18 protein-coding genes and 2 pseudogenes are annotated in these 22,898 nt (G+C 64.4%); 15 read left to right on the top strand and 5 right to left on the bottom strand.

Annotated elements, in window-relative coordinates:
• The first annotated feature begins 148 nt into the window (after window positions 1–148).
• Both FOM02_RS16270 and FOM02_RS16275 read left to right on the top strand, forming a co-directional pair.
• Window positions 149–1,096: an AAA family ATPase gene (locus FOM02_RS16270; protein WP_265441884.1), complete on the top strand. Its 948-nt coding sequence runs from the start codon at window positions 149–151 to the stop codon at window positions 1,094–1,096.
• 5 nt (window positions 1,097–1,101) lie between these two features.
• Window positions 1,102–2,479: pseudogene (locus FOM02_RS16275) on the top strand (vWA domain-containing protein).
• Window positions 2,480–2,500: 21 nt separating this feature from the next.
• Here FOM02_RS16275 and FOM02_RS16280 read toward each other — a convergent pair.
• Complete coding sequence (locus FOM02_RS16280; protein ID WP_265441885.1) at window positions 2,501–2,683, bottom strand: hypothetical protein; 183 nt, start codon at window positions 2,681–2,683, stop codon at window positions 2,501–2,503.
• 357 nt (window positions 2,684–3,040) lie between these two features.
• Here FOM02_RS16280 and FOM02_RS16285 point away from each other — a divergent pair, with 357 nt between their 5' ends.
• The 3 genes from FOM02_RS16285 to FOM02_RS16295 all read left to right on the top strand — a co-directional run bounded on the left by FOM02_RS16285 (window position 3,041) and on the right by FOM02_RS16295 (window position 5,832).
• Window positions 3,041–3,262: a hypothetical protein gene (locus tag FOM02_RS16285; protein ID WP_027562440.1), complete on the top strand. Its 222-nt coding sequence runs from the start codon at window positions 3,041–3,043 to the stop codon at window positions 3,260–3,262.
• Between the two features lie 148 nt (window positions 3,263–3,410).
• Window positions 3,411–4,424 carry a formamidase gene (locus FOM02_RS16290; RefSeq protein ID WP_265441886.1) on the top strand — a complete coding sequence of 338 codons (1,014 nt, stop codon included), beginning with the start codon at window positions 3,411–3,413 and terminating at the stop codon, window positions 4,422–4,424.
• 88 nt (window positions 4,425–4,512) lie between these two features.
• Window positions 4,513–5,832 (top strand): dicarboxylate/amino acid:cation symporter, encoded by a 1,320-nt coding sequence (locus FOM02_RS16295; protein ID WP_265441887.1) that lies wholly within the window; start codon window positions 4,513–4,515, stop codon window positions 5,830–5,832.
• A 12-nt stretch (window positions 5,833–5,844) separates the two neighbouring features.
• On the opposite strand, the gene FOM02_RS16300 is transcribed toward FOM02_RS16295, so the two are convergent.
• Window positions 5,845–7,218, bottom strand: coding sequence for a hypothetical protein (locus tag FOM02_RS16300; RefSeq protein ID WP_265441888.1), 1,374 nt, complete (start codon window positions 7,216–7,218; stop codon window positions 5,845–5,847).
• Between the two features lie 103 nt (window positions 7,219–7,321).
• Window positions 7,322–8,596, bottom strand: a complete 1,275-nt coding sequence (locus tag FOM02_RS16305) for an allantoate amidohydrolase (protein WP_035730949.1) — start codon at window positions 8,594–8,596, stop codon at window positions 7,322–7,324.
• Between the two features lie 391 nt (window positions 8,597–8,987).
• Here FOM02_RS16305 and FOM02_RS16310 point away from each other — a divergent pair, with 391 nt between their 5' ends.
• From FOM02_RS16310 to FOM02_RS16335, 6 genes and pseudogenes are all read left to right on the top strand, one after another.
• Window positions 8,988–10,100: a BMP family ABC transporter substrate-binding protein gene (locus FOM02_RS16310; RefSeq protein WP_027562435.1), complete on the top strand. Its 1,113-nt coding sequence runs from the start codon at window positions 8,988–8,990 to the stop codon at window positions 10,098–10,100.
• On the top strand, window positions 10,097–11,209 hold the full coding sequence (locus FOM02_RS16315) for an ABC transporter permease (RefSeq protein WP_092216005.1): 1,113 nt from the start codon (window positions 10,097–10,099) through the stop codon (window positions 11,207–11,209). The genes FOM02_RS16310 and FOM02_RS16315 overlap by 4 nt, the downstream gene beginning before the upstream one ends.
• The gene (locus FOM02_RS16320; RefSeq protein WP_027562433.1) at window positions 11,209–12,135 is read left to right on the top strand and encodes an ABC transporter permease; all 927 of its coding nucleotides are present in this window, start codon (window positions 11,209–11,211) and stop codon (window positions 12,133–12,135) included. The genes FOM02_RS16315 and FOM02_RS16320 overlap by 1 nt, the downstream gene beginning before the upstream one ends.
• A gap of 11 nt (window positions 12,136–12,146) precedes the next feature.
• Window positions 12,147–12,830, top strand: a complete 684-nt coding sequence (locus FOM02_RS16325) for a cysteine hydrolase family protein (protein WP_027562432.1) — start codon at window positions 12,147–12,149, stop codon at window positions 12,828–12,830.
• Window positions 12,827–14,359, top strand: a complete 1,533-nt coding sequence (locus FOM02_RS16330) for an ABC transporter ATP-binding protein (RefSeq protein ID WP_265441889.1) — start codon at window positions 12,827–12,829, stop codon at window positions 14,357–14,359. The genes FOM02_RS16325 and FOM02_RS16330 overlap by 4 nt, the downstream gene beginning before the upstream one ends.
• A gap of 13 nt (window positions 14,360–14,372) precedes the next feature.
• Window positions 14,373–14,857: pseudogene (locus FOM02_RS16335) on the top strand (nucleoside deaminase).
• Between the two features lie 193 nt (window positions 14,858–15,050).
• Here FOM02_RS16335 and FOM02_RS16340 read toward each other — a convergent pair.
• Window positions 15,051–16,160 carry a hypothetical protein gene (locus tag FOM02_RS16340; protein ID WP_265441890.1) on the bottom strand — a complete coding sequence of 370 codons (1,110 nt, stop codon included), beginning with the start codon at window positions 16,158–16,160 and terminating at the stop codon, window positions 15,051–15,053.
• A 571-nt stretch (window positions 16,161–16,731) separates the two neighbouring features.
• Here FOM02_RS16340 and FOM02_RS16345 point away from each other — a divergent pair.
• The 4 genes from FOM02_RS16345 (at window position 16,732) to FOM02_RS16360 (ending at window position 21,435) form a co-directional block, all read left to right on the top strand.
• Window positions 16,732–18,303 carry an ABC transporter ATP-binding protein gene (locus FOM02_RS16345; RefSeq protein ID WP_265441891.1) on the top strand — a complete coding sequence of 524 codons (1,572 nt, stop codon included), beginning with the start codon at window positions 16,732–16,734 and terminating at the stop codon, window positions 18,301–18,303.
• Entirely contained in the window at window positions 18,287–19,378 is a 1,092-nt protein-coding gene (locus tag FOM02_RS16350; protein WP_027562427.1) for an ABC transporter permease, read from the top strand. Before FOM02_RS16345 ends, FOM02_RS16350 begins: the two co-directional genes overlap by 17 nt.
• A complete protein-coding gene (locus FOM02_RS16355; RefSeq protein WP_265441892.1) occupies window positions 19,365–20,282 on the top strand; it encodes an ABC transporter permease in 918 nt (305 codons plus the stop codon). The genes FOM02_RS16350 and FOM02_RS16355 overlap by 14 nt, the downstream gene beginning before the upstream one ends.
• 76 nt (window positions 20,283–20,358) lie before the next feature.
• A complete protein-coding gene (locus tag FOM02_RS16360; protein ID WP_265441893.1) occupies window positions 20,359–21,435 on the top strand; it encodes a BMP family ABC transporter substrate-binding protein in 1,077 nt (358 codons plus the stop codon).
• A 109-nt stretch (window positions 21,436–21,544) separates the two neighbouring features.
• Here FOM02_RS16360 and FOM02_RS16365 read toward each other — a convergent pair whose 3' ends face one another.
• On the bottom strand, window positions 21,545–22,894 hold the full coding sequence (locus tag FOM02_RS16365; protein WP_265441894.1) for an 8-oxoguanine deaminase: 1,350 nt from the start codon (window positions 22,892–22,894) through the stop codon (window positions 21,545–21,547).
• Between the last annotated feature and the right edge of the window lie 4 nt (window positions 22,895–22,898).

Genomic DNA, 22,898 nt, shown 5'->3' on the forward strand with positions numbered 1-22,898 from the left:
CGCGCGAACGGCGCGACCTGCGCAAGTATTTGCGTTTCGCGGAAAAAACGCCGTTCACGCGGGTCTGATGTCTCCCAAACGAGGCTTGTTCTTTGCCGGGAACGCAGGCAGAACAAGCCTCAAATAGGACCTTTGGGAGCGCCATTTCGTGGCTGATCAGAAGGCCTCGACCGCGATCGAGGCAGTGGAGAGCGGCCTCGCCGCGCAGGGCTACATCGCGAGCCGGCAGATCGCGACCGCCGTCTATTTGTCGCAACAGATCGAGAAGCCGATCCTGGTCGAGGGCCCCGCGGGCGTCGGCAAGACCGAGCTCGCCAAGGCGATTGCCGCCTGGCGCGGCATGAAGATGATCCGCCTGCAATGCTATGAAGGCCTCGACGAGGCCAAGGCACTCTACGAGTGGAAATACGCCAAGCAGCTGCTCTACACCCAGATCCTCAAGGACAAGCTCGGCGAGGTGCTCGGCGGCGCGCAGACGCTGCACGCCGCGCTCGACCAGCTGCACGATTTCGGCGACGTGTTCTTTTCCAAGGAGTTCGTCGAGCCGCGTCCCCTGCTCCAGGCGCTGGAGCAGCCGGGCGGCTGCGTGCTGCTGATCGACGAGATCGACAAGTCGGATGCCGAGTTTGAGTCCCTGCTGCTGGAGATCCTCTCCGACTTCCAGGTCACGATCCCCGAACTCGGCACCGTCTCCGCAATCACGCCGCCGACGGTGATCCTCACCTCCAACAGCGAGCGCGATCTCGGCGATGCGCTGAAGCGGCGCTGCCTGCATCTGCATATCGGCTTCCCGGAGCAGCGGCTCGAGGAGCGTATCGTCGAGAGCCGCGTGCCCGGCATCTCGCAGGCGCTGCGCCGGCAGATGGTCGGCTTCATCCACGAGATCCGTTCGCTGGATCTGAAGAAGCTGCCCTCGGTCAGCGAGACCATCGACTGGGCGCGCGTGCTGGTGCTGCTTCAGGCGACCGAGCTCGACACCGATATCGTCAAGGATACGCTCAACGTGCTCCTGAAGTATGAGGCCGACATCGAGGCCGCATCGCCGCAGGTGACGACCTTCATTGCCAAGGCGGCCCGGTCCAACGTCTTCGGTTGACGCCGATGCGCGAGAACCTCCATCGTTTCTTTCGGGCGGCGCGCGGCGTCGGCGTCCACGTCTCGCCTGCTGAAAGCATCGATGCGATGCGCGCGGTGTCACAGGTCGGCTTTTCCGATCGGGCGATCCTGCGCGACGCGCTGCTGCTGACGCTTGCCAAATCGCAGGACGAGAAGCTGGCGCTCGGCGACTGCTTTGATCTGTTCTTCAGCCAGCCGGAGCCGCGGCAGGATCAGCCTGAGGCCAACACTAATGACGAAGCCTCGCAAGGGGCGGACCAGTCTCCCTCGTCAGGCTCGGCCAGCGAAGCGGGCGAAGGCCAGCCCCCGGAAGGACTGGGTCCGCTGGCCCAGATGCTGCTGTCGCAGGATCGCAATGCGATCCAAGCCGCCATCGCCAGCGCATCCGGCGCGGCGTCGCTCTCCGACATCCGCTATTCCACCCAGCGCGGCATTTTCTCCAGCCGCATCCTCGACGCCATGGGCCTCCAGCGCCTGCGCGACGATCTCGACGAGCTGACCGCGACCAATCCGTCGCTGGCCGAGCGTCTTCGCGCCGCGCTCGACGGCTTGCGCGAGGCCGTGCGCGACACGGTCTCGCAGGGCCTTGCACTCTATGCCCGCGAGGAGGCCGAAAACCTCCGCAACGAGATCCTGCGCAACGCGCCGCTCGCCCGGATCGAGCGGCGCCAGGTCGCGGAGATGCGCGCCTCATTCGCCAGATCGCCCGCCGCCTGCGCGAGCGCTATTCGAAGCCGCGCAAGCGCCAGCGCCGCGGCCATCTCGACGTCGCCGCACGCTGCGCCGCAACGCCGCCTGGGGCGGCGTGCCCTTCCTCACCGCCTGGAAGCGCAAGCATCGCGACCGGCCGAAGATCGTCGCGCTGTGCGATGTCTCCGGCTCGGTCGCGCAGGTCTCAGATTTCTTCCTGCTGCTGATCCACTCGCTGCACGAGGTCGTGGACGACGTCCGCTCTTTCGCCTTCTCCTCACACCTGATCGAAGTCAGCGAAATTCTCGAAAGGAAGTCGCCGGAAGAGGCGATGGCCGAGATCATGTCCAAGGTCGGCTTCGGCTCGTCCGACTACGGCTCTTCGCTGGTCGACTTCGAGCACGATTTCATGAGCACGCTGACGCCGCAGACCACGGTGATCGTGCTGGGCGACGCCCGCAGCAACAATCTCGATCCGCGCGCCGACATCCTGCGCCGCATCTCCGAACGCTCGAAGCGGCTGGTCTGGCTCAATCCGGAAGGAAGGCTCGCCTGGGGCTTTGGCGATTCAGAGATGCCGCGTTACGCGACCTTTTGTACGGTCGTGCGTCAATGCGCCACCGCGCAGCAGCTCGAGCGCGCGGTGTCCGATATCGTGGCCACTTATCAGTAAGCCGCGAGGGCGCGGCACAGATCAGCCTCGCGCAAGCTCCGAGTGAGAGGCATTGCACTCTCGGAAGTGATAGGCAATTTCGTCGAGCGCGCGCTGCTCCCATTCCTGGGCCTGCGCGAGCCAGAAAATCCGACGCGCCGAATCGAGCGCGGCACGTTCCCGGCACAGGGATTCCTGACTGCGAATTGCCACCAGCCTGTTCATGCACTCCACTCCTGCTGTGTGAAGCCATTTCCCTGTAATCAAGCTAACAGAGTCTCGAACTCATCGTCTCGTAATTTCTGTGCATATTGCGACGCAGAATGGGACAGCAACGTTTCCCTGCAGCGCGGTAATTCGCGGCGCAACATCAAGTCCGGATCATCAATATGTGATCGCGTTGAAGGACGATAATTGCACCCGCGCGATCTTAACTTTTGTGGCGCAACGAAGTGCCGCAATTCGTGAAGAGACGTTCTAAACAATTCACCGAATTCCCGACTCATTGTCGTCGCATGGTCTTCATGCAGCGCCGCTAACAGGGGCGCGCGAACTGCACTACCGACTACCACTTGAGGCAATATGAACGACGACTTCGATTTCGATCTTTCGCCGGAACAATGGGAAGCCCTGCGCACCCTTCGCAACCCGCCGTCGAACAGTCGCCTCTCCAAGGCCTATCTCGTCGAAAGCCTCGTCAAGCTCGGCCTCGTTGTCCTGAATGACGGCGTGCCTGCGATGACGCCCATAGGACGCAAGGTGCTGGTGCGCGGATCGTGCCGACTGCTGGATCTCGTCGCGTGACGAGACAGCCCGTGTGCAGCGGAGCTGCACGACCGCCTGAAAAATAATCTTTTGCTCCCTGCCAAAATCGGATTTTCTTTCCGCCACGGTATCGCGCGCGCTACGACGCGGTGCGAGGACGGCAACGAAGCCGATGAGGGAGCTGACCATGAACGGACTGGGCGGGCTGAACAAATCGCCTGAGGGCGTGGTCATCGGGCTGGTGCAGTTGCAACTGCCAAATGTCGTGACCAGGGCCGATCTGGCCAAGCAAACCGAGCGCATCGTCTGGATGGTCGGCAAGGCGCGTCGCAATCTCTCCACCATGGATCTGGTGGTCTTACCCGAATATTCGCTGCACGGCCTCTCGATGGACACCAATCCCGAGATCATGTGCCGGCTCGATGGACCGGAAGTCGCGGCCTTCAAGAAGGCCTGCGTCGACAACAAGATCTGGGGCTGCTTCTCCATCATGGAGTTCAACCCCCATGGCAATCCCTACAACTCCGGACTGATCATCGACGATCACGGCGAGATCAAGCTCTACTACCGAAAACTTCATCCCTGGATTCCGGTCGAGCCGTGGGAGCCAGGGGACATCGGCATTCCCGTGATCGAGGGGCCGAAGGGCGCCAAGATCGCGTTGATCATCTGCCACGACGGCATGTTCCCGGAGATGGCGCGAGAATGTGCCTACAAGGGCGCGGAGATCATGATCCGCACCGCCGGCTACACCGCGCCGATCCGCGATGCCTGGCGCTTCACCAACCAGGCCAATTCGTTCCAGAATCTGATGGTGACGGCGAATGTCTGCATGTGCGGCTCGGACGGCTCGTTCGACTCCATGGGCGAAGGCATGATCATCAATTTCGACGGCACCGTACTGGCGCACGGCACCACGGGACGCGCCGATGAGATCATCACCGCCGAGGTGCGGCCCGATCTCGTGCGCGAAGCCCGCATCAATTGGGGTGTGGAGAACAACATCTACCAGATCTGGCACCGCGGCTACGTCGCGGTGAAGGGCGGCGCGATGGACTGCCCCTACACCTTCATGCAGGACATGGTCGCGGGTACATACCGGCTTCCGTGGGAAGACCAAGTGAAGGTCACCGACGGCACCTCCTGCGGCTTCCCCGCGCCGACGCGGATGTTCGGCAGGACGGCGAAGGCCGCAGAATAGACCGTTTTCACCGGCGATCCGCGACATTCTGGCACGGTTGTTGCTCCTTTGTGACGTCCAAGTCGCGTCAAACCGGGGGAGTTTCACCATGTCGACCATCACCGCGGCACCCACCGCCGAACCAAAGCCGCTCTACACCTCGCTGTTCGTCCAGGTCCTGGCCGCGCTGGTGCTCGGCGTCATCCTGGGGATGGCCGCCCCGGACTTCGCGGTCAGCCTCAAGATCCTCAGCGACGCCTTCCTGAAGCTGATCTCGATGATCGTGGCGCCGATCGTATTCTGCGTCGTCGTGCACGGCATTGCCGGCGCCGGCGATCTCAAGAAGGTCGGCCGGGTCGGCGTCAAGGCGCTGGTCTATTTCGAGGTCATGACGACCGTCGCGCTCATCGTCGGCCTGCTGCTCGCTTACATCTTCGGCCCCGGCCACGGCATGAACATCGATCCCTCGACGCTCGACGCCAAGGCGCTCAACACCTACGCGGACAACGCCCACAAGCTGTCCGGCGGCGGCATCGGTGCCTTCCTGATGAACGTGATTCCGACCACCTCCTTCGATGCGCTGTCGCGGAACGACGTGCTCCAGGTCCTGTTCTTCGCCGTTCTGTTCGGCGTCGGTCTCGCGCTGGTCGGCGGCGAGAAGGGCGCACTGGTCACCAGCATGATCGACGCAGCGTCCACCGTGCTGTTCCGTGTCATGGGGCTGATCGTTCGCGTCGCGCCACTCGGCGTGCTCGGCGCAGTCGCCTACACCGTCGGCAAATACGGCGTCGGCTCGCTGAAGCAGCTCGTCTCCCTGGTGATGCTGTTCTACGTCTCGGTCGGCATCTTCGTGCTGGGCGTGCTCGGCGGCGTGATGGCGCTCGCCGGACTCAACATTCTCAAATTCCTTGCCTACCTGCGCGAGGAGCTCACCATCGTGCTCGCGACCGCCTCCTCGGACGCGGTGCTGCCGCAGATCATGAAGAAGCTGGAACGCATGGGCGTGAAGGATTCCGTGGTCGGTCTCGTGATCCCGACCGGCTATTCCTTCAACCTCGACGCCTTCTCGATCTACCTCACGCTCGCCGTCGTTTTCATCGCGCAGGCGACCAACACGCCGCTGTCGTTCGGCGATCTTCTCCTCGTGCTCGGCGTCTCGTTGATCACCTCGAAAGGCGCGCATGGCGTGCCGGGCTCGGCGATTGTGATCCTGGCCGCGACGCTGAACGCGGTGCCGAGCATTCCTGCGATCGGCCTCGTGCTGGTGCTGTCGGTCGACTGGTTCATCGGCATGGCCCGCGCGCTCGGCAACCTCGTCGGCAATTGCGTGGCAACGGTCGTCGTGGCCGCCTGGGAAGGCGACCTCGACCGCGCCAAGGCGGCCAAGGTGCTCGAGGGCGGCGAGCTTGTGGACGTGACCGCGGGATAGCGCCCTGGAGGCTCAGTCATTCCACTGGAGGAGCGGCGTTCCATGCGCCCTCCTCCACACCGACAGGAAGCGCGGAAACCAGGAGTGCGCCACTGCGCCCTTGTAGGCCCAGGTGCGATACTTCAGTCCCTGCTCCGAGATCAGCTCCTGATAGCCACCGTGAACCTCGGTCGCGGTGCAGATGTCCTTCAATATCCCCTGGGCGCAGGCGCGATAGGTGTCGCTCCCTGAGAATTCATCGAAGTCCAGCATGCGATCGGCGAACTCGACGTTGAACGTCGGCCAGGACGAGCGCCCCTGGTAGGCGGGCGCCGCGATCTTGTGGATCATCTTGTTGCGCGGATTATCCGCCGATACCAGGAAGTGGAACGTGCTGGGGATGCGGAAGCGAGGCTCGGCGATGATCAGATCCGTCGTCGCCGCGAACAGCGCGCGCTCGCTCGCATCGTTCATATTCCAGAAGCCGCGATGCACGCTGACGAAATCCAGTGCGACCTGAGACACCGGCGGGCCCGCCGGGCCGTCGAGGGAATGCCTGATATAGCCATTCTTGCCGAACAGACCGAGCAGGCCGCTCTTGTACTCTGTGAGATCGCGGCCGAGCAGCCGCTTCAGCTCGTTCTCCTCGACGATGCCGAGCTGCACGCCCCACACGAACGTCGTGTAAACGCAGGCATTGGTGACGAAACGCCGGCGCTCGGCGCGGGTATCCGTCGCCGCGGAGCGCGGCCCGCTGGCGTCGCAGAGCAAATATCTGGTGCCGTCGGCGTCGAACGGTTCGAGCTCGCTCGCAAGCTTCAGGATCGCGCGCTTCAAATCGCTGCCGTACTCGGCCAATAGCAAGCGGCCGGCATGGGCGCACTGCGACATCGCCAGATAGGCCGAAGCCCGCTCCTCCGCGGAGATCATCTGCTGGAGACCGGCGAGAACACCAAGCAGCGTATCCGAGGGGCGCGAGAAATAGTTCACGCCGAGGTAGCGGCTGCGTCCCGCCGGAACGATGGTCGTCGTAACGACGTCGGCGCGAACCGCTTCAAGCAGCAGGCGAACGCTCTTCTCGAGCAGACGCACCCGCCGCACCGCGTCCTGCGCATCCACGATGGTCTCGGGGTCGAGGACGTCAGGATAGAACCAGGCGAAGTCGCGCGGGTAATAGGCCGAAGCGTGCGGTGCGCCTGTGACGAGGAAGACCTCGGTCACCGAAAAGGCGCTGTCCATCGAGTGCCGGTAAAGGTCCTCGATGGCCGACAACGAATGGGGCGATTGTCTCAGGAATCGATCACCGAGAAAATTGACCGCCTGAAGAGCGTTGGCGACGAAGGTCGCAGCCATGCCTTGGTAGAATCGGTTCTCACGAGGTGATGGATAGGAAATATCGCTGTTCATCTGTGCAAGTCGGTGATGTCTCGTGATCCCGGTGACGGCGGTCACCCATTTTACACATGTCTGATTCGTGTCTCTACCCGGTGACTTGCGGGCTTCATGACGGTCAGCTCGCGCCGGCGCCGTCCTGGCGCGGCCTGAAATTCTCGATCACCCCGAGCAGCACCCGCGCGCCGGCATCGGCGTCGGCAAGCTCGACGTGCTCGTCCGGATGATGGCTGATGCCGCCACGGCAGCGAACGAAGATCATGCCGACGTCGGCGATGTCGATCATCGCCATGCCGTCGTGCCCGGCCCCGCTCGGCAGCTCGAACACGGCAAAGCCTTCCGTGGCGATCGCCTTCGCGATCTGGTCCTTGAGCCATGGCGCGCAAGGCGCGGTGCGATTCTCGTGGGTGACGTCGAGCTGAAGCGTCAATTGCCGGCGCTTTGCGATCGCCTCGATCTGCCTGACGACATCGGCTACCGCACGCTTGCGATGCATGTCGGTCGGCGCGCGCATGTCGATGGTGAACGACACCTCACCCGGAATGACGTTGGTGGCGCCGGGCCGCGCCTGGATGTAGCCGACGGTGCCAACCAGCCCACTCTCATCGGTTCGGCAAAACTCTTCAATCGCGCCGATACATTCGGCGGCGCCTGCCAGCGCATCGCGCCGCAGCGCCATCGGCACCGTGCCGGCGTGTCCGGCCATGCCGGTCAACCGCGCGGCTAGCCGTGTTGCGCCTGCGATTGCCGTGACCACACCGACGGGCAGGTTCTGTGCTTCCAGAACCGGCCCCTGCTCGATGTGCAATTCGAGGTAGGCCAGCAGCTCGCGCCGCGTCCGCGCCGCCTTGCCAATGTGCTCCGGATCGAGCCTGAACTGAACCAGCGCATCGCGCATCGAGATGCCATCGCGGTCGCGCGTGTTCAAGACGCTCTCGTCAAACGTGCCGGCCACCGCGCGGCTGCCGAGCAGCGTCGAGGCAAAGCGCACCCCCTCTTCATCGGCAAATCCGACCACCTCGATCGCAAACGGCAGACGCTTGCCGCGGCGGTTGAGGTCGGCGACGCAGGCGATCGCGGTGATAACGCCGAGCGGGCCGTCCCATTTTCCGGCATCGCGCACTGTGTCGTAATGCGAGCCCAGCATCAGGCAGGGCGCGCCCGGCCGCTCGCCTTCGTAGCGGCCGCAGACATTGCCGATCGCATCGAGATGCGCGCTCATGCCGGCCTCACGCATCCAGCTCAGGATGAGGTCCGCGGCCTTGCGCAGCTCCTTGCTGAGATAAATCCGGGTAAGCTTGTCGCCGTCTTCCGAGATCGCGGCGAGCGCGTTGATGCGGCGGACGATCTCATTTCCGAGCGATGCGTCTTGAGCAGCGGTAGCAGCACCCATCTCGGCCGAGCTTTCCATCCTGAAGACCGCGCGCGGCGATCGTAACGACAATCGATACAAATTCGGTGCCAGCGAAAACCGCTCGGCCGACGCCGTGGTTAGCATGAATGCGGCCGACCGGCAGACGGTCCGGCTCACATCCGCACATCGTGAGCGGGTTAATGCTGCTTAACTCCCTTGCATACAATGAGGCTATGTTGCCCATAAATTAATCTGCCGCTTTCCTCGCCAGAATTTTCGTAAGAAAGATAACATATTTTCTTCAATGCTTTACTTAAGATTGCTCACTTCCTAACCTCTGGCACGAAGCTTGCGACACCTTCTCCCGGGCTCCGCCAGTCCGGCGCGGCCGCGAGATTGAAGGCGGGGCAGCCGCCAAGGGGAGTGAGCAATGGATTCTGGCAGGATTTCACGACGTCATGTGTTGCAGGGCGGCGCGGCCCTCACCCTCGGCGCTGCAGCGGGCCTCCGTCCGGCCTTCGCGGCCGAGACCACCATCGGCTTCATCTATGTCGGCTCGCGCGACGACTACGGCTACAACCAGGCGCACGCGCAGGGTGCCGCGGCGCTGAAGAAGATCCCCGGCCTCAAGGTCATCGAAGAAGAGAAGGTGCCGGAGACCGACGCGGTCGAGAAGACGATCGAATCCATGATCAATCTCGACGGCGCCACCCTCCTCTTCCCGACCTCGTTCGGTTACTACAATCCTCACATGATCAAGATGGCCGCCAAGTACCCGAAGCTGCGCTTCGAGCACTGCGGCGGCCTCTGGAGTGACAAGGATCCCAAGAACGCCGGCAGCTATTTCGGCTATATCGACGAAGCCCAGTACATCTCGGGCATCGTCGCCGGCCTGACCTCGAAGAGCGGCAAGCTCGGCTTCGTCGCGGCCAAGCCGATCCCGCAAGTGCTGCGCAACATCAACGCCTTCACGCTTGGCGCCAAGTCCGTCAATCCAAAGGCGACAACGCAGGTGATCTTCACCGGCGACTGGTCGATGCCGGTCAAGGAGGCCGAAGCCACCAACAGCCTGATCGACCAGGGCGTGGACGTGCTCACCTGTCACGTCGATGGTCCCAAGACCATGGTCGAGAACGCCGCGCGCCGCGGCGCCTCCGTCTGCGGTTATCACACCAACCAGTCGGCGCTGGCACCCAAGGCCTATCTCACCGGCGCCGAGTGGAACTGGGAGGCGCTCTATCCCAAGTTCGTCAAGATGATCGCCTCCGGCGAAGGCATCCCGAACTTCTACCGCGGCGGCCTGAAGGAAGAGATCGTGAAGGTCTCGCCCTACGGCGAAGCGGTGCCGGCCGAGGCCCGCAAGGCGGCCGACGAGGCCAAGGCAAAATTCCTGTCTGCCGACGGCTTTGCCATCTTCAAGGGCGGCCTCGTCGACAACAAGGGCAAGACCGTCATCCCTGCTGGCACCGATCGTGGCCAGAAGGATCCTGAACTGGAGAAGATGGACTATCTGGTCGAGGGCGTGATCGGAGCGACTTCGTGACCACGGAAGCCGCGGATTCCACTGAAGCGGTCGGGGCAATCGCCCCGGCCGCCGATCCCGGCTTTCTCCAGCGCTACGGCGCGAGCATCGAATACGTCGTGATCCCGGGGGCGGCGCTGGCCGGCGCGCTCGTGGTGTTCGGCATCTTCGTCGCGATGTTCGGCAAGAACCCGCTCGATCTCTATTTCTACATGTACTACGGCGCGTTCGGCACCTGGTTCTCCTGGCAGAACACGCTGACGCGCGCAGCGCCCCTGATCCTCACCGCGCTCTGCACCGCGCTGCCCGCGCAGCTCGGCATGGTCATCATCGGCGGTGAAGGCGCGCTTCTGATCGGCGCGCTGTCGGCAACAAGTGCCGCACTCGCGCTTCAGGGCATGCCGCCGCTCGTCGTGCAGGTCGCCATGGTCATCGCCGGCGTGATCGGCGGTGGCCTCTGGATCACGCTGTCGGGCGCGCTGCGCCAGTATCGCGGCGTCAACGAAACCATCTCGAGCCTGCTGCTGGTCTACATCGCGCTCGCGATCCTCAATCATCTCGTCGAAGGCGTGATGCGCGATCCCGCCAGCCTCAACAAGCCATCGACCCGCGAGATCGGCGCCGCCAACATGATCGGCACCATCCCCGGCACCGACGTGCATTGGGGTCTCGTCTTCGGCCTGATCGCCGCGATCGGCGCCTATATCCTGATCTATCACACCGTGTTCGGCTTCGCCGCGCGCGTCGCCGGCGGCAACATCCGCGCTGCCAAGATCGTCGGCCTCGGCGTCAGCAAGCTGATCTTGACCATCTGCTTCCTCGCCGGCGGCGCGGCTGGCCTGGCCGGCATGGTCGAGGTCGCAGCCGTGCAGGGGCGCACCAACGCCAACCTCGCCGCGGGCTACGGCTTCACCGGCATCCTCGTCGCCTTCCTGGCGCGACAAAATCCACTCGCGATCATTCCCGTCGCGATCCTGCTCGGCGGCATCAGCGCCAGCGGCGGCCTGCTGCAGCGCCGGCTCGGCTTGCCCGACGCGTCCGTGCTGGTGCTCCAGGGCATCATCTTCGTCTTCGTGCTCGCCAGTGATGCGCTCTACGGCCGCATCGGATTCCTGAAAGGCAAGTCCTGATGGCAGACGGATCGATCGGACTCTGGACGGTCCCGCTCGCCGTGCTCGGCGGCGCCATTCGCGTCTCGACGCCCTTCCTGTTCGTGAGCCTCGGCGAGTGCATCACCGAGCGATCCGGCCGCATCAATCTCGGCCTGGAGGGCACGCTCGTGATGGGCGCGATGAGCGCCTACGGCATCTCCTACCTCTCGGGATCGCCGTGGCTCGGGGTGCTCGCCGCCGGCATCACGGGCGCGCTTCTCGGCGCGCTGCACGCCGGCATCTGCTCGCTGCCGCGCGTCAACGATGTCGCGGTCGGCATCGCCTTGATGCTGTTCGGTACCGGCCTTGCCTTCTATCTCGGCAAACCGCTGATCGAGCCGACCGCGCCGCGCCTCCCCGCGATCGATTTCGGCTGGTGGAGTGACATCCCGCAGGTCCGCGCCGCGCTGCGCGTCAACGTCCTGTTCCTGATCGGCGTTGCGCTCGCGCCAATCCTCTATTTGGCCTTCCGCACCACGCGCTGGGGCTTGCTCATCCGCACCGCCGGCGAAAGCTCGGATGCCGCTCGTGCGATGGGCCATTCCGTGCTCTTGATCCGGCTGCGGGCAACCATGGTCGGCGGATTCCTTGCCGGCATCGGCGGCTCCTTCCTGTCGCTGTTCTATCCCGGAAGCTGGAACGAGGGCCTCTCCTCGGGCCAAGGCATCACCGCCGTCGCGCTGGTGATCTTCGCGCGCTGGGATCCCCTGCTCTGCCTGTGGGCCTCGCTCGCCTTCGGCGGCGCCGCAGCGCTCGGACCGGCATTGCAATCGGTCGGCGTCACCTCCGGCTATCACCTCTTCAACGCCGCGCCCTACATCCTGACTCTGGCGATCATGATCATCACTTGCTCGCCGAAACGCACGCTGACCGGAGCCCCGGCCGAATTGTCGATCACTCGCTAGGAAGCGAAATCATGCCCGAGCGCTACATCAAGTCCGAGCCCTATGCCTGGCCCTACAACGGCGATCTCCGCCCTGAAAATACCGCGCTCATCATCATCGACATGCAGACCGATTTCTGCGGCGTGGGCGGCTATGTCGACAAGATGGGCTACGATCTCTCGCTGACGCGGGCCCCGATCGAGCCGATCAAGAAGCTGCTCAGCGTCATGCGCAAGCAGGGCTTCCACATCATCCACACCCGCGAAGGCCACCGCCCTGATCTCTCCGACTTGCCCGCCAACAAGCGCTGGCGCTCGCGCCAGATCGGCGCCGGCATCGGCGATCCCGGCCCCTGCGGCCGTATCCTGGTGCGCGGCGAGCCCGGCTGGGACATCATCGAGGAGCTGGCGCCGCTGCCGGGCGAGCCCATCATCGACAAGCCCGGCAAGGGCTCGTTCTGCGCCACCGACCTCGAATTGATCCTGCGCGTCCGCGGCATCGAGAACATCGTGCTCACAGGCATCACCACCGACGTCTGCGTTCACACCACCATGCGCGAGGCCAATGACCGCGGCTTCGAATGCGTCCTGCTGCACGACTGCTGCGGCGCGACCGACAAGAGCAACCACGATCACGCGCTGAAGATGATCAAGATGCAGGGCGGCGTGTTCGGCGCGGTTTCGACCTCCGACGCTTTCATCGGAGCGATTTCGTGATCATCGGCGAAACGCCACCGCCGGCGGGCGCCTTCGGCGTCGACGCCATCGCCATGACCATGCGCTTCGGCGACTTCCTGGCGCTGGACAATGTCGAGCTGAAGGTGCGGCCGGGCTCGTTCCACGCGCTGCTCGGCGAGAACGGCGCGGGCAAGTCCACGCTCGTCAAATGCATCATGGGCTATTACCACGCGACCGAAGGCGACATCCTCGTCGGCGGCCGCGAGCAGGCGATCGCCAATCCGAAGGACGCCCATGCGCTCGGCCTCGGCATGGTCTACCAACACTTCACGCTGGTGCCGGCGATGACGGTCGCGGAAAACCTCGTGCTGGCGCGAGACGATGTGCCGGCCGTGGTGAACTGGCCGAAGGAGATGAAACAGCTCGAGGCGTTCCTGGCACGAATGCCCTTCAAGGTGCCGCTCTCCGCGAAAGTCTCGGATATCTCCGCCGGCGAGCGGCAGAAATGCGAGATCCTCAAGCAGCTCTATCTGAAGCGCCGCTTCCTGATCCTGGACGAGCCGACCTCGGTGCTGACGCCGGCTGAAGCCGACGAGGTGCTCGGCATGCTCCGCGACATGGTCGTTAAGAGCGAGCTGACCATTCTGATGATCACGCACAAGTTCCGCGAGGTCATGGCCTTCGCCGACGATGTCACCATCCTGCGGCGTGGCAAGCTGGCCGGCGCCGGCAAGGTTTCAGAGCTGACGCCTGACGCGATGGCGCGCACGATGATCGGCGCCGAGGAGCTCACGGTGCAGCCGCCGCGCACCGGCGAAGCCGGCAAGGCGCGCCTGGAGCTGGACAAGCTCCGCGCACTCGACGATGCCGGCGCCATGGCTGTACACGACGTCTCTCTCACCGTGCGCGCCGGCGAAATCGTGGGTATCGCCGGGGTCTCCGGCAACGGCCAGCGGCAGCTGGTCGAGGTCCTTGCCGGCCAACGCGAAGCCGAGAGCGGGGAGATCCGCGTCGCCGGCGATGCCTATCACGCCAGCCGCGAGGAAATGCGGCGCCACAAGATGTCGCTCCTCCCTGAGGAGCCACTGAAGAACGCCTGCGTCGGCGGCATGAGCGTCGCCGACAACATCGCTTTCCGCGAGTTCGACCGCGCGCCCTTTGCCAGTGGCGGCTGGTGGCTCAACCGCGGTGCCTTCCACGACGATGCGACGAAGAAGATCGGCCAGTACAAGATCAAGACCCGCACGCCCGAAACGCCGATCTCGGCGCTATCAGGCGGTAACGTCCAGCGCGCCGTGCTCGCCCGCGAGCTTGCCGGCGACGTCGAGGTGCTGATCGCGGCCAATCCCTGCTTCGGCCTCGACTTCGCGGCGGTCGCACAGATCCACGCCGAGATCATGGCCGCACGCAACCGCGGCGCGGCGGTGCTGCTGGTCAGCGAGGATCTCGACGAACTGCTAGAACTCTCCGACCGGCTGGTGGTGATGTTCCACGGCGAATTCGTGTATGAAGCACGGACCAGCGAGGCCGACCTCACGGAAGTCGGCCGGCACATGGCAGGGCACTGAGCACGGAACAGCGATGAGCGGCGCAGCCGAACGCGACGAACAATTTTTACGCCTGTCCTTCGCGGTCGCCCGCCGATCCTTCACCCATGGCAACCATCCCTTCGGCTGCGTGGTCGTCGATGCCGACGGCAAGGTGCTGATCCAAGCCGAGAACGGCTACATGCCGGACCACGACGGCACCGCGCATGCCGAGCGCCTGGCGGCGACGCAAGCCTGCCGCACGGTCAGCCGCGACGTGCTGGCGACTGCGACGCTGTATTCCTCCGCCGAGCCTGCGCGATGTGCGCCGGCGCGATCTACTGGGCCGGCATCGGCCGCGTCGTCTACGGCCTCAGCGAGCACCGCCTGCGCGGTATCACCGGCAACCATCCGGAGAACCCCACGCTCGATCTGCCCTGCCGCGAGGTATTTGCCAGCGGTCAGCGGGCGACGGAGGTCGTCGGCCCGCTGCTCGAGGATGAAGCCGCAGCGCTGCACGACGGCGTCTGGACGAAGTAGCTATTCCAGCAACCGGTACCGTGGGGTGGGCAAAGGCGCGCTCGCGCCGTGCCCACGATCAGCATGCAATGGAAGCCGAAGCGGTGGGCACGCTTACGCTTTGCCCACCCTACGGCAGCGCTGCTCTTCACGAACACGAATGACGCCGCGCACTCCCGCGCGGCGTCATCCGATCTCCAAATCCCGCGATCGATCAGAACTTCACGGTAATGCCGGAGTAGAGCGAGGACTCCGTGCAGGATCCGGTGCTCACCCTCGCCCCGCCGACCAGGGTGGTACAGGCAACCGCGTTGTTGTGGTCGAGGCCGAACTTGTTCTGCCAGTAGCGATAGGCGACCCAGACGTCGACGAAGTGCGAATACTTGTCACCCCAGATCGCCTTTGAGGCATCCATGGTCAGGCGGATCGGCTCCGAGTTGAACTCGACTTTGGTGGGATAGACACCGTTGGCGACGCTAGCCGGAAGCGGCTCGGTGTCCGTTCCCTTCTTGCCGTACCAGGCGGCGCGGCCGCTGATCGAGAAATACTGCATGTTCGGCGGCAGGAAGCCGAGGTCCATATAATAGTTGGTTTCGATCGCCCAGGTCGGCTTGAACGACGTGTTGCCGTCGGCGAGACACGGGGCGGACCAGCCAGCGCCGCACTGCGAGAAGGAGTTGTGGTTGGCGAACTCCCAATAAACCAGCGGCGCGACGTTGAAGTAGCCCTTGTAGGGCAGGTCGAAGGCGAACTGCAGACCGCCGACGACGTCGCGCTTGGCAGCGCCGAAGTACCGGTTCTCCGTGTTGGCATCCATGCCAACCTCGAACGAGATGTTATGCAGCGGGCCTTGCGTGAATGCCTTGGTGTTGAAGAGCTCGTTCCAGCCGAAGGTGGAACGGAACAGGCCGTAGATCTCGGTCGCGCCGGCGCAGCTCGCCGGTGTGAACGCGAAGCCCGCCGCCGGCGAAACGATGCCGCCGGTTTGCGTGCAGGGACCGGCCGGATCGTTGTGGTCCGACTTGAACATCGAGATGGTGAAGAAGTTGGTGCCGTAAGCCCAGAGGTCGAAGTGGGTGAAGGAGTAGACCTGCTTGGTGGTCTTGGCGTTGATCACACCGTTGGTGTTGGTGAATGCACCAGGCTGCGAGGCATTGAAGATGTAGGAGAAGGTGACGCGGTCGTCGATCACCAGGAAGAACGGCAGGTCGGCCGCCTTCTTGGCCGCCTTGACCGGCAGATCCGCCGCGAGAGTCCGGCCACCGGTGGCCAGCATAGCAAGTGACAGCGCCATTGCTGCAATTGCCCTAGAACGAAACGACATCCTGAATACCCCCAAGTTTGTGCACGTAAAAATGAACGCCCTTGGGTGCGACACTTGCGCCGATCTTTCGGAGTGAGAAGCCTCAACTTTTTCCAGCGCATGCCGCTTGTTTCGGCAGCGGACAGCATATTCGCTACGGGTTCTGGAGGCTTTTGTGCTTCGCCGCTGATTGCGGGCAGCAGCGCGACGTCCAGCCTGCGCCACACATTCCTGCCTGATATTGTTAGGCTTTAGCGAATTTCGGAAAAATTGAATATGACCGCCCGCAGCAGCTGGCGGGCCAGTCGGGAATTGCATACGCGTGCTGGCGCGAATTTGCGCAACTTCACCTCGCCCCTGCACAGCGGGTTCCGATTTGACGTAGACCGTCACAAATTTGCAACAGGCTCCCTGCGCACGTCGCCGATCTGGAGGTCGATCGGAGATGATGGGGCCCGGCGAGGCGGCGACTCGCGAGGCCGAACCGCCTGCCGAAGCGTTGAGCAAGGGATGACGCTTTTTCGCATCTTACGCAGCGGCGCAAACTAGCCCACAATTGAGGCACTCCATCCCCATGCCAGCGCATCAGCGAATGTTGGATCCGACGCCTACTAGCCCGCATTCCGGCAAGCCCCCTCTGCTCCAGACAATCGGGCTCACCAAGCGCTATGGGGATTTCCTCGCCAACGATTCCATCGATATCGATATCTGGCCGAAGCAGATCCACGCCCTGCTGGGAGAGAACGGCGCCGGCAAATCGACGCTGGTCAAGGCGATCTACGGGCTGATCCAGCCCAGCGCCGGCGAGATTCGCTGGCAGGGCGAACGCATCGTGCTGTCCGGTCCCTCGGAAGCCCGCAGCCGCGGCATCGGCATGGTGTTCCAGCACTTCTCGCTGTTCGACAATCTCACCGTCGCCGAGAACGTCGCGCTCGGCCTCGACGGCAAGGAATCCTTCAAGGACATGTCAGCGCGATTGGAGCAGGTGTCGAAGACGTACGGCCTGCCGCTCGATCCCAAACGCGAGGTCTGGCAGTTGTCGGTCGGTGAACGCCAGCGCATCGAGATCGTCCGTGCGCTGATGCAGGATCCGAAATTCCTGATCCTGGACGAGCCCACCGCGGTGCTGACGCCGCAGGAGGCCGACCAGCTCTTCATCGTGCTGGAGCGGCTCAAGGCCGAAGGCCGCGCCGTCCTCTACATCAGCCACAAGCTGGAGGAGGTGAAGCGGCTCTGCGACACCGCCACGATCCTGCGCGGCGGCAGGAAGGTCGAGACCTGCAATCCCAGGCTCGAGACCGCCGCCTCGCTCGCGCGCATGATGGTTGGCGGCGAGATCAAGCAGGTGAAGGCGCCCGCGGGCCGGAAGACCACCGTGCCGCGGCTCGTCGTCAACGATCTCTCGCTTGCGCCAGGCGAGGCGCACGGTGTGCGGCTCGAGCACATCTCGTTCGAGCTGAAGGGCGGCGAGATCCTCGGCATCGCCGGCGTCGCCGGCAACGGCCAGGATGAGCTGTTCGCAGCGCTCTCCGGCGAGCGCTTGTCGAAGGACCCGGGGACGGTCGTGATCGAAGGCATCGCCGCCGGCCATCTCTCGATCACGCAACGGCGCAAGCTCGGCGCCGCCTTCGTGCCCGAGGAGCGGCTCGGCCACGGCACCGCGCCACGCATGAAGCTGTCGGAGAACGCGCTGCTCACCGGGCATGCCGCCAGCGGCATGGTCCATCACGGCTTCATCGACACCGCGGCCACACTAAACACCGTCGACCGCGCCACCGAAACGTTCGACGTCCGCAAGGCCAAGCGCGATCCGGAGGCCGCCAGCCTCTCCGGCGGTAATCTGCAGAAGTTCATCGTCGGACGCGAGATCCTGCGCAACCCGGCGGTACTGGTGGTGAGCCAGCCGACCTGGGGCGTCGATGCGGGCGCTGCCGCCGTGATCCGCCAGGCGCTGCTTGATTTGGCAACCGCAGGCGCCGCCGTGCTGGTGACCAGCCAGGACCTCGACGAGCTCGCGGAGATCGCCGACCGCATCGCCGTGATGTTCCATGGCCGGCTCTCTGCACCGCTCGCGACAAGCGAGGCGAGCCGCGAAAAGCTCGGCCTCCTCATGGGCGGCAGCAGCCTCGAGCCGAAGGAGGCTGCGCATGCAATTGGTGCTTGAGAAGCGCGCCGAGCGCTCCAACACGATCGCGCTGGTCTCGCCATTGATCGCGATCGGGCTGACGATCGCCACCATGGTCATCCTGTTCGCGATCCTCGGCAAGAATCCGCTGCTCGCCCTGCACGCCTATTTCATCGCGCCGCTCACCGACGGCTACTCGCTGCAGGAGATCGCGGTGAAGGCGACGCCGCTGGTGATGATCGCGATCGGCCTGTCGCTCTGCTATCTCGCCAATGCCTGGAATATCGGCGCCGAAGGCCAATTCCTGATCGGTGCGGTCGCGGGAAGCTGGATCGCGGTGAAGACGCAGGGCACTGACGCCGGCGCCTGGGTGCTGCCGGCGATGCTGGTGCTCGCGACCGCCGCTGGTGCGCTGTACGCGCTGATCCCGGCGATCTGCAAGGTGAAGTTCGGCGCCAGTGAAATCCTGACCAGCCTGATGCTGGTCTATGTCGCCGATCTCTTCCTCGATTATCTCGTCCGCGGCCCCTGGCGCGATCCGCACGGTTTCAATTTCCCGACCACCGCCGAGTTCGATCCGGTCGCCACCGTGCCGCTGCTGATCGAAGGTGGCCGCCTGCATCTCGGCTCGATCATCGCCCTGCTCGTCGTCGCGGCAGCCGCGATCCTGCTCGGGCGCACCATCAAGGGCTTCGAGATCCGCGTCGTCGGTGCCGCGCCCCGCGCTGCACGCTTCGGCGGCTTCAATGCCAACCAGCTGGTCATCCTGACCTTCGCGATCTCGGGCGCGCTGGCGGGCCTTGCCGGCATCATCGAGGTCGCCGGCCCGGTCGGGCATCTCCAGCCCGGCATCTCGCCCGGCTACGGCTTTACCGCGATCATCGTCGCCTTCCTCGGCCGACTGAACCCGCTTGGAATATTAATTGCAGGCCTTTTCCTCGCGCTGACCTTTATCGGCGGCGAGCAGGCACAGATCGCGATGAAGATCCCGTTGGACGTCACCAAGGTTTTCCAGGGCATTTTGCTGTTCTACGTGCTCGCCTGCGATTCCCTCATCCTCTACCGCTTCAAGCTGGTCTTCCCGAACCGACAGGTGGCCCGTGGAGCTGGTTGAAGCCATCATCCTCTCGGTGCTCGCCGCATCGACACCGCTCCTGATCGCGGCGACCGGCGAGCTCGTGACCGAGCGCTCCGGCGTGCTCAATCTCGGCGTCGAGGGCATGATGATCGTCGGCGCAGCCTGTGGTTTTGCCGGCGCGTGGCTGACCGGCTCGACTCTGGTTGGTGCGCTGTTCGGCATCATCGCGGGCACGCTGATGTCGCTGATCTTCGCGCTGATGGCGCTCGGGCTCGCGGTCAACCAGGTCGCGACGGGCCTTGCGCTGACCATCCTTGGCGTCGGCATCTCCGGCCTGATCGGCGCCGGCTTCGTCGGCGAGCGCATCACGCCGGCGGCGCACCTCGCCATTCCCGGCCTCACCGACATTCCGCTGGTCGGCCGCGTGCTGTTCGGCGAGGACGCCTTCGTCTATTTCTCCATCGCGCTCATCATCGGCGTCTGGTGGTTCCTGTACCGCACGCGGGCAGGATTGATCCTGCGCGCCTGCGGCGACAATCATGCTTCGGCACATGCGCTCGGCTATCCCGTGCTGCGCATTCGTACCTTCGCCGTGATGTTCGGCGGCGCCTGCGCAGGTCTTGCCGGCGCCTATCTGCCGCTCGCTTACACGCCGTTCTTCATTCCCGGCATGACTGCGGGCCGTGGCTGGATCGCGCTGGCGCTGGTCGTGTTCTCGTCGTGGCGGCCGGGGCGGCTCGTGGTCGGCGCTTATCTGTTCGGCGCGGTGACGATCCTGCAATTGCACGCGCAGGGCTGGGGCGTCGGCATTCCCTCGCAGTTCATGTCGGCGCTGCCATACCTTGCGACCGTCATCGTGCTGGTTCTGTTGTCCCGCGCGCGCACCGGCGGCTCGACCGCGCCGGCCGCGCTCGGCACCGTGTTCGTGCCTGACCGCTGATGATTTTCCGCGGGGCGCGCGATGGGGCGCGCGCCTTGCGGATCGTGGCTTTCCCCTGATGTTTTGGAGATCGATGATGAGGAAATCACTTCTTGCGCTGGCTGCCGGACTGTTGCTTGCCGGAAGCGTCAGTGCAGCCTCCGCCGCCGACAAGCTGAAAGTCGGCTTCATCTATCTGGGTCCGATCGGTGACTTGGGGTGGACCTACCAGCACGAGCTGGCACGCCAGGCGCTGGTGAAGGAGCTCGGCGACAAGATCGAGACCACTTATCTGGAGAACGTACCCGAAGGGCCCGATGCCGAGCGCGCCATCGAGCAGCTCGTCCGCGCCGGCAACAAGCTGATCTTCACGACGTCGTTCGGCTACATGGACCCGACGCTGAAGGTCGCCAAGAAATATCCGAACGTGCATTTCGAGCACGCCACTGGCTACAAGCGCAACCCGAACATGTCGACCTACTCGGCCAAATGGTATCAGGGCCGCTACATCCAGGGCCTGATCGCGGCCAAGATGTCGAAGTCCGGCGTGCTCGGCTATATCGGCTCGTTCCCGATTCCGGAGGTCGTCTCCGGCATCAACGCGACGATCCTGGCGGCGCAGACCATCAACCCGAACATCAAGGTCAAGATCATCTGGGCCAACACCTGGTTCGATCCGGGCAAGGAGGCCGATGCCGCCAAGGCGCTGATCGACCAGGGCGCCGACGTGATCATGCAGCACACGGATTCGCCAGCGGCGATGCAGATTGCCAGCGAACGCGGCAAGCTCGCCTTCGGCCAGGACTCCGAGATGATCAAGTTCGGTCCGAAGACCCAGCTGACCTCGATCCTGGACACCTGGGGCTCCTACTACATCGAGCGCGTCAAGGCCGAGCTCGCCGGCACCTGGAAGTCCGAGGACAGCTGGGGCGGCCTCGACAGCCACATGTTCGCGATGGCGCCCTACACCAACATGCCTGACGACGTGAAGAAAATGGCCGAGGATGCCCAGGCTGCAATCACCGCGGGCAAGCTGCACCCCTTCAAGTGCCCGGTCGTTGGGCAGGACGGCAAGCCGATCGAGTGCAAAGGCGGCGATCACCTCGACAACGGCCAGATCCTCGGCATGAATTTCTACGTGAAGGGCATCGACGACAAGCTGCCGGGCAAGTAGCACGCTTCTTGCATTGACTGAATCACCTGCTCCTCCCGGAGGAGGTTTGGAGGGGGTGGCCAGAAGCACCCGGCACTTGTGGTCGCCCCCTCCATCTATTCTGCCTCGATCATCCCGCCTGCATGGCCCGCGCCGCTGCGCTGTGGCGGCGGATGAGATCGGCGACATCAAGGCCCGGGATCGCCCCGTCGACCACGGTCCAGTTCCCCGCCACCATCACCCGATCGGCGCGATGCGCTCCGCACAGCACCAGTGCGGCCAGGGGATCGCCGTGGCCAGAGAAGCGCAACTCGTCGAGCTTGAACAGCGCCAGGTCGGCGGCCCTGCCGACCGCGATCTCGCCGAGTTCCGGCCGGCCGACGCAGGCCGCCGAGCCCTTTGTGGCCCAGCGCAGCGCATCCTTGTGGCTGACCTTGCTCACGCCATAGCGGGCGCGTTGCAGCAGGAAGGCGGCGCGCACCTCCTGCATCAGGTTCGATCCGTCGTTCGAGGCCGAGCCGTCGACGCCGAGCCCGATGCCGACGCCAGCCTCCTCCATCTCGCACACCGGGCAGCAGCCGGACGCGAGGATCTGATTGCTGCACGCACAGTGACTGATGGTCGTCCTGGCCTTGCCGAGCCGCCTCATTTCGTCGGCATTGAAGAAGATGCCATGGGCGAGCCATGTGCGCGCATTGAGCCAGCCGCATTGCTCGAGATAATCGAGCGGACGGCAGCCATACATCTGCTGGCAGAATTTGTTCTCATCCTCGGTCTCGGCGAGATGGGTGTGCAAGCGCACGTCGAGCTTGTCGGCGAGGTCGGCGGTCGCGCGCATCAGCGAGGTCGTCACTGAGAACGGCGAGCATGGCGCCAGCGCAATCTGCACCATCGCATCCGCGCCGCGCTGATGATGTTTTGAGACCACGCGGGCGCTGTCGGCGAGGATGGTGTCCTCGTCCTGCACGACGCTGTCAGGCGGCAGGCCGCCGTCGCGCTGCGACAGGTTCATCGAGCCCCGCGTCAGCAGCACGCGCATCCCGAGCCGCTTTGCGACGCCGACTTCGATATCGATGGCCTCTTCGAGGCCGGCCGGGAACACGTAGTGATGATCTGTCGTCGTGGTGCAACCCGACAGCAGCAATTCGGACATCGCCACGGTGACGCCGAGTTCGAGTCGCTCCGGCGTCAGCTTCGCCCACACCGGATAGAGCGCCTGGAGCCAGGGAAACAGCTCCCGGTCCATCGCCGCCGGCACCGCTCGCGTCAGCGTCTGATAGAAATGATGATGGGTGTTGATCAAGCCCGGCAGCACGACGTGCTCGCCCGCCTCGAACGCCGCGACATCCGCCGTCGCCGGCGTGCCGCCGGCCGGCACCAGCTCGACGATCCGGCCATCCTTCACCACGACACCGCGCTCGGCACCGTCTCCGAGAATGGCGAGCGGATCCTTGATCCAGACCGGCTTTGCGTCGCTCATGATC

It is taken from the genome of Bradyrhizobium sp. SEMIA, from assembly GCF_014844175.1.
GTDB lineage: Bacteria > Pseudomonadota > Alphaproteobacteria > Rhizobiales > Xanthobacteraceae > Bradyrhizobium > Bradyrhizobium arachidis.

Bases quoted from the DNA above. Each gene is read 5' to 3' on its own strand.
- FOM02_RS16320 (WP_027562433.1), top strand. From the start codon at position 11,209: ATGGCAGACGGATCGATCGGACTCTGGACGGTCCCGCTCGCCGTGCTC.
- FOM02_RS16280 (WP_265441885.1), bottom strand. From the start codon at position 2,683: ATGAACAGGCTGGTGGCAATTCGCAGTCAGGAATCCCTGTGCCGGGAA.
- FOM02_RS16300 (WP_265441888.1), bottom strand. From the start codon at position 7,218: ATGAACAGCGATATTTCCTATCCATCACCTCGTGAGAACCGATTCTAC.
- FOM02_RS16350 (WP_027562427.1), top strand. From the start codon at position 18,287: ATGCAATTGGTGCTTGAGAAGCGCGCCGAGCGCTCCAACACGATCGCG.
- FOM02_RS16295 (WP_265441887.1), top strand. From the start codon at position 4,513: ATGTCGACCATCACCGCGGCACCCACCGCCGAACCAAAGCCGCTCTAC.
- FOM02_RS16325 (WP_027562432.1), top strand. From the start codon at position 12,147: ATGCCCGAGCGCTACATCAAGTCCGAGCCCTATGCCTGGCCCTACAAC.
- FOM02_RS16290 (WP_265441886.1), top strand. From the start codon at position 3,411: ATGAACGGACTGGGCGGGCTGAACAAATCGCCTGAGGGCGTGGTCATC.
- FOM02_RS16365 (WP_265441894.1), bottom strand. From the start codon at position 22,894: ATGAGCGACGCAAAGCCGGTCTGGATCAAGGATCCGCTCGCCATTCTC.
- FOM02_RS16360 (WP_265441893.1), top strand. From the start codon at position 20,359: ATGAGGAAATCACTTCTTGCGCTGGCTGCCGGACTGTTGCTTGCCGGA.
- FOM02_RS16285 (WP_027562440.1), top strand. From the start codon at position 3,041: ATGAACGACGACTTCGATTTCGATCTTTCGCCGGAACAATGGGAAGCC.
- FOM02_RS16345 (WP_265441891.1), top strand. From the start codon at position 16,732: ATGTTGGATCCGACGCCTACTAGCCCGCATTCCGGCAAGCCCCCTCTG.
- FOM02_RS16340 (WP_265441890.1), bottom strand. From the start codon at position 16,160: ATGTCGTTTCGTTCTAGGGCAATTGCAGCAATGGCGCTGTCACTTGCT.
- FOM02_RS16310 (WP_027562435.1), top strand. From the start codon at position 8,988: ATGGATTCTGGCAGGATTTCACGACGTCATGTGTTGCAGGGCGGCGCG.
- FOM02_RS16305 (WP_035730949.1), bottom strand. From the start codon at position 8,596: ATGGGTGCTGCTACCGCTGCTCAAGACGCATCGCTCGGAAATGAGATC.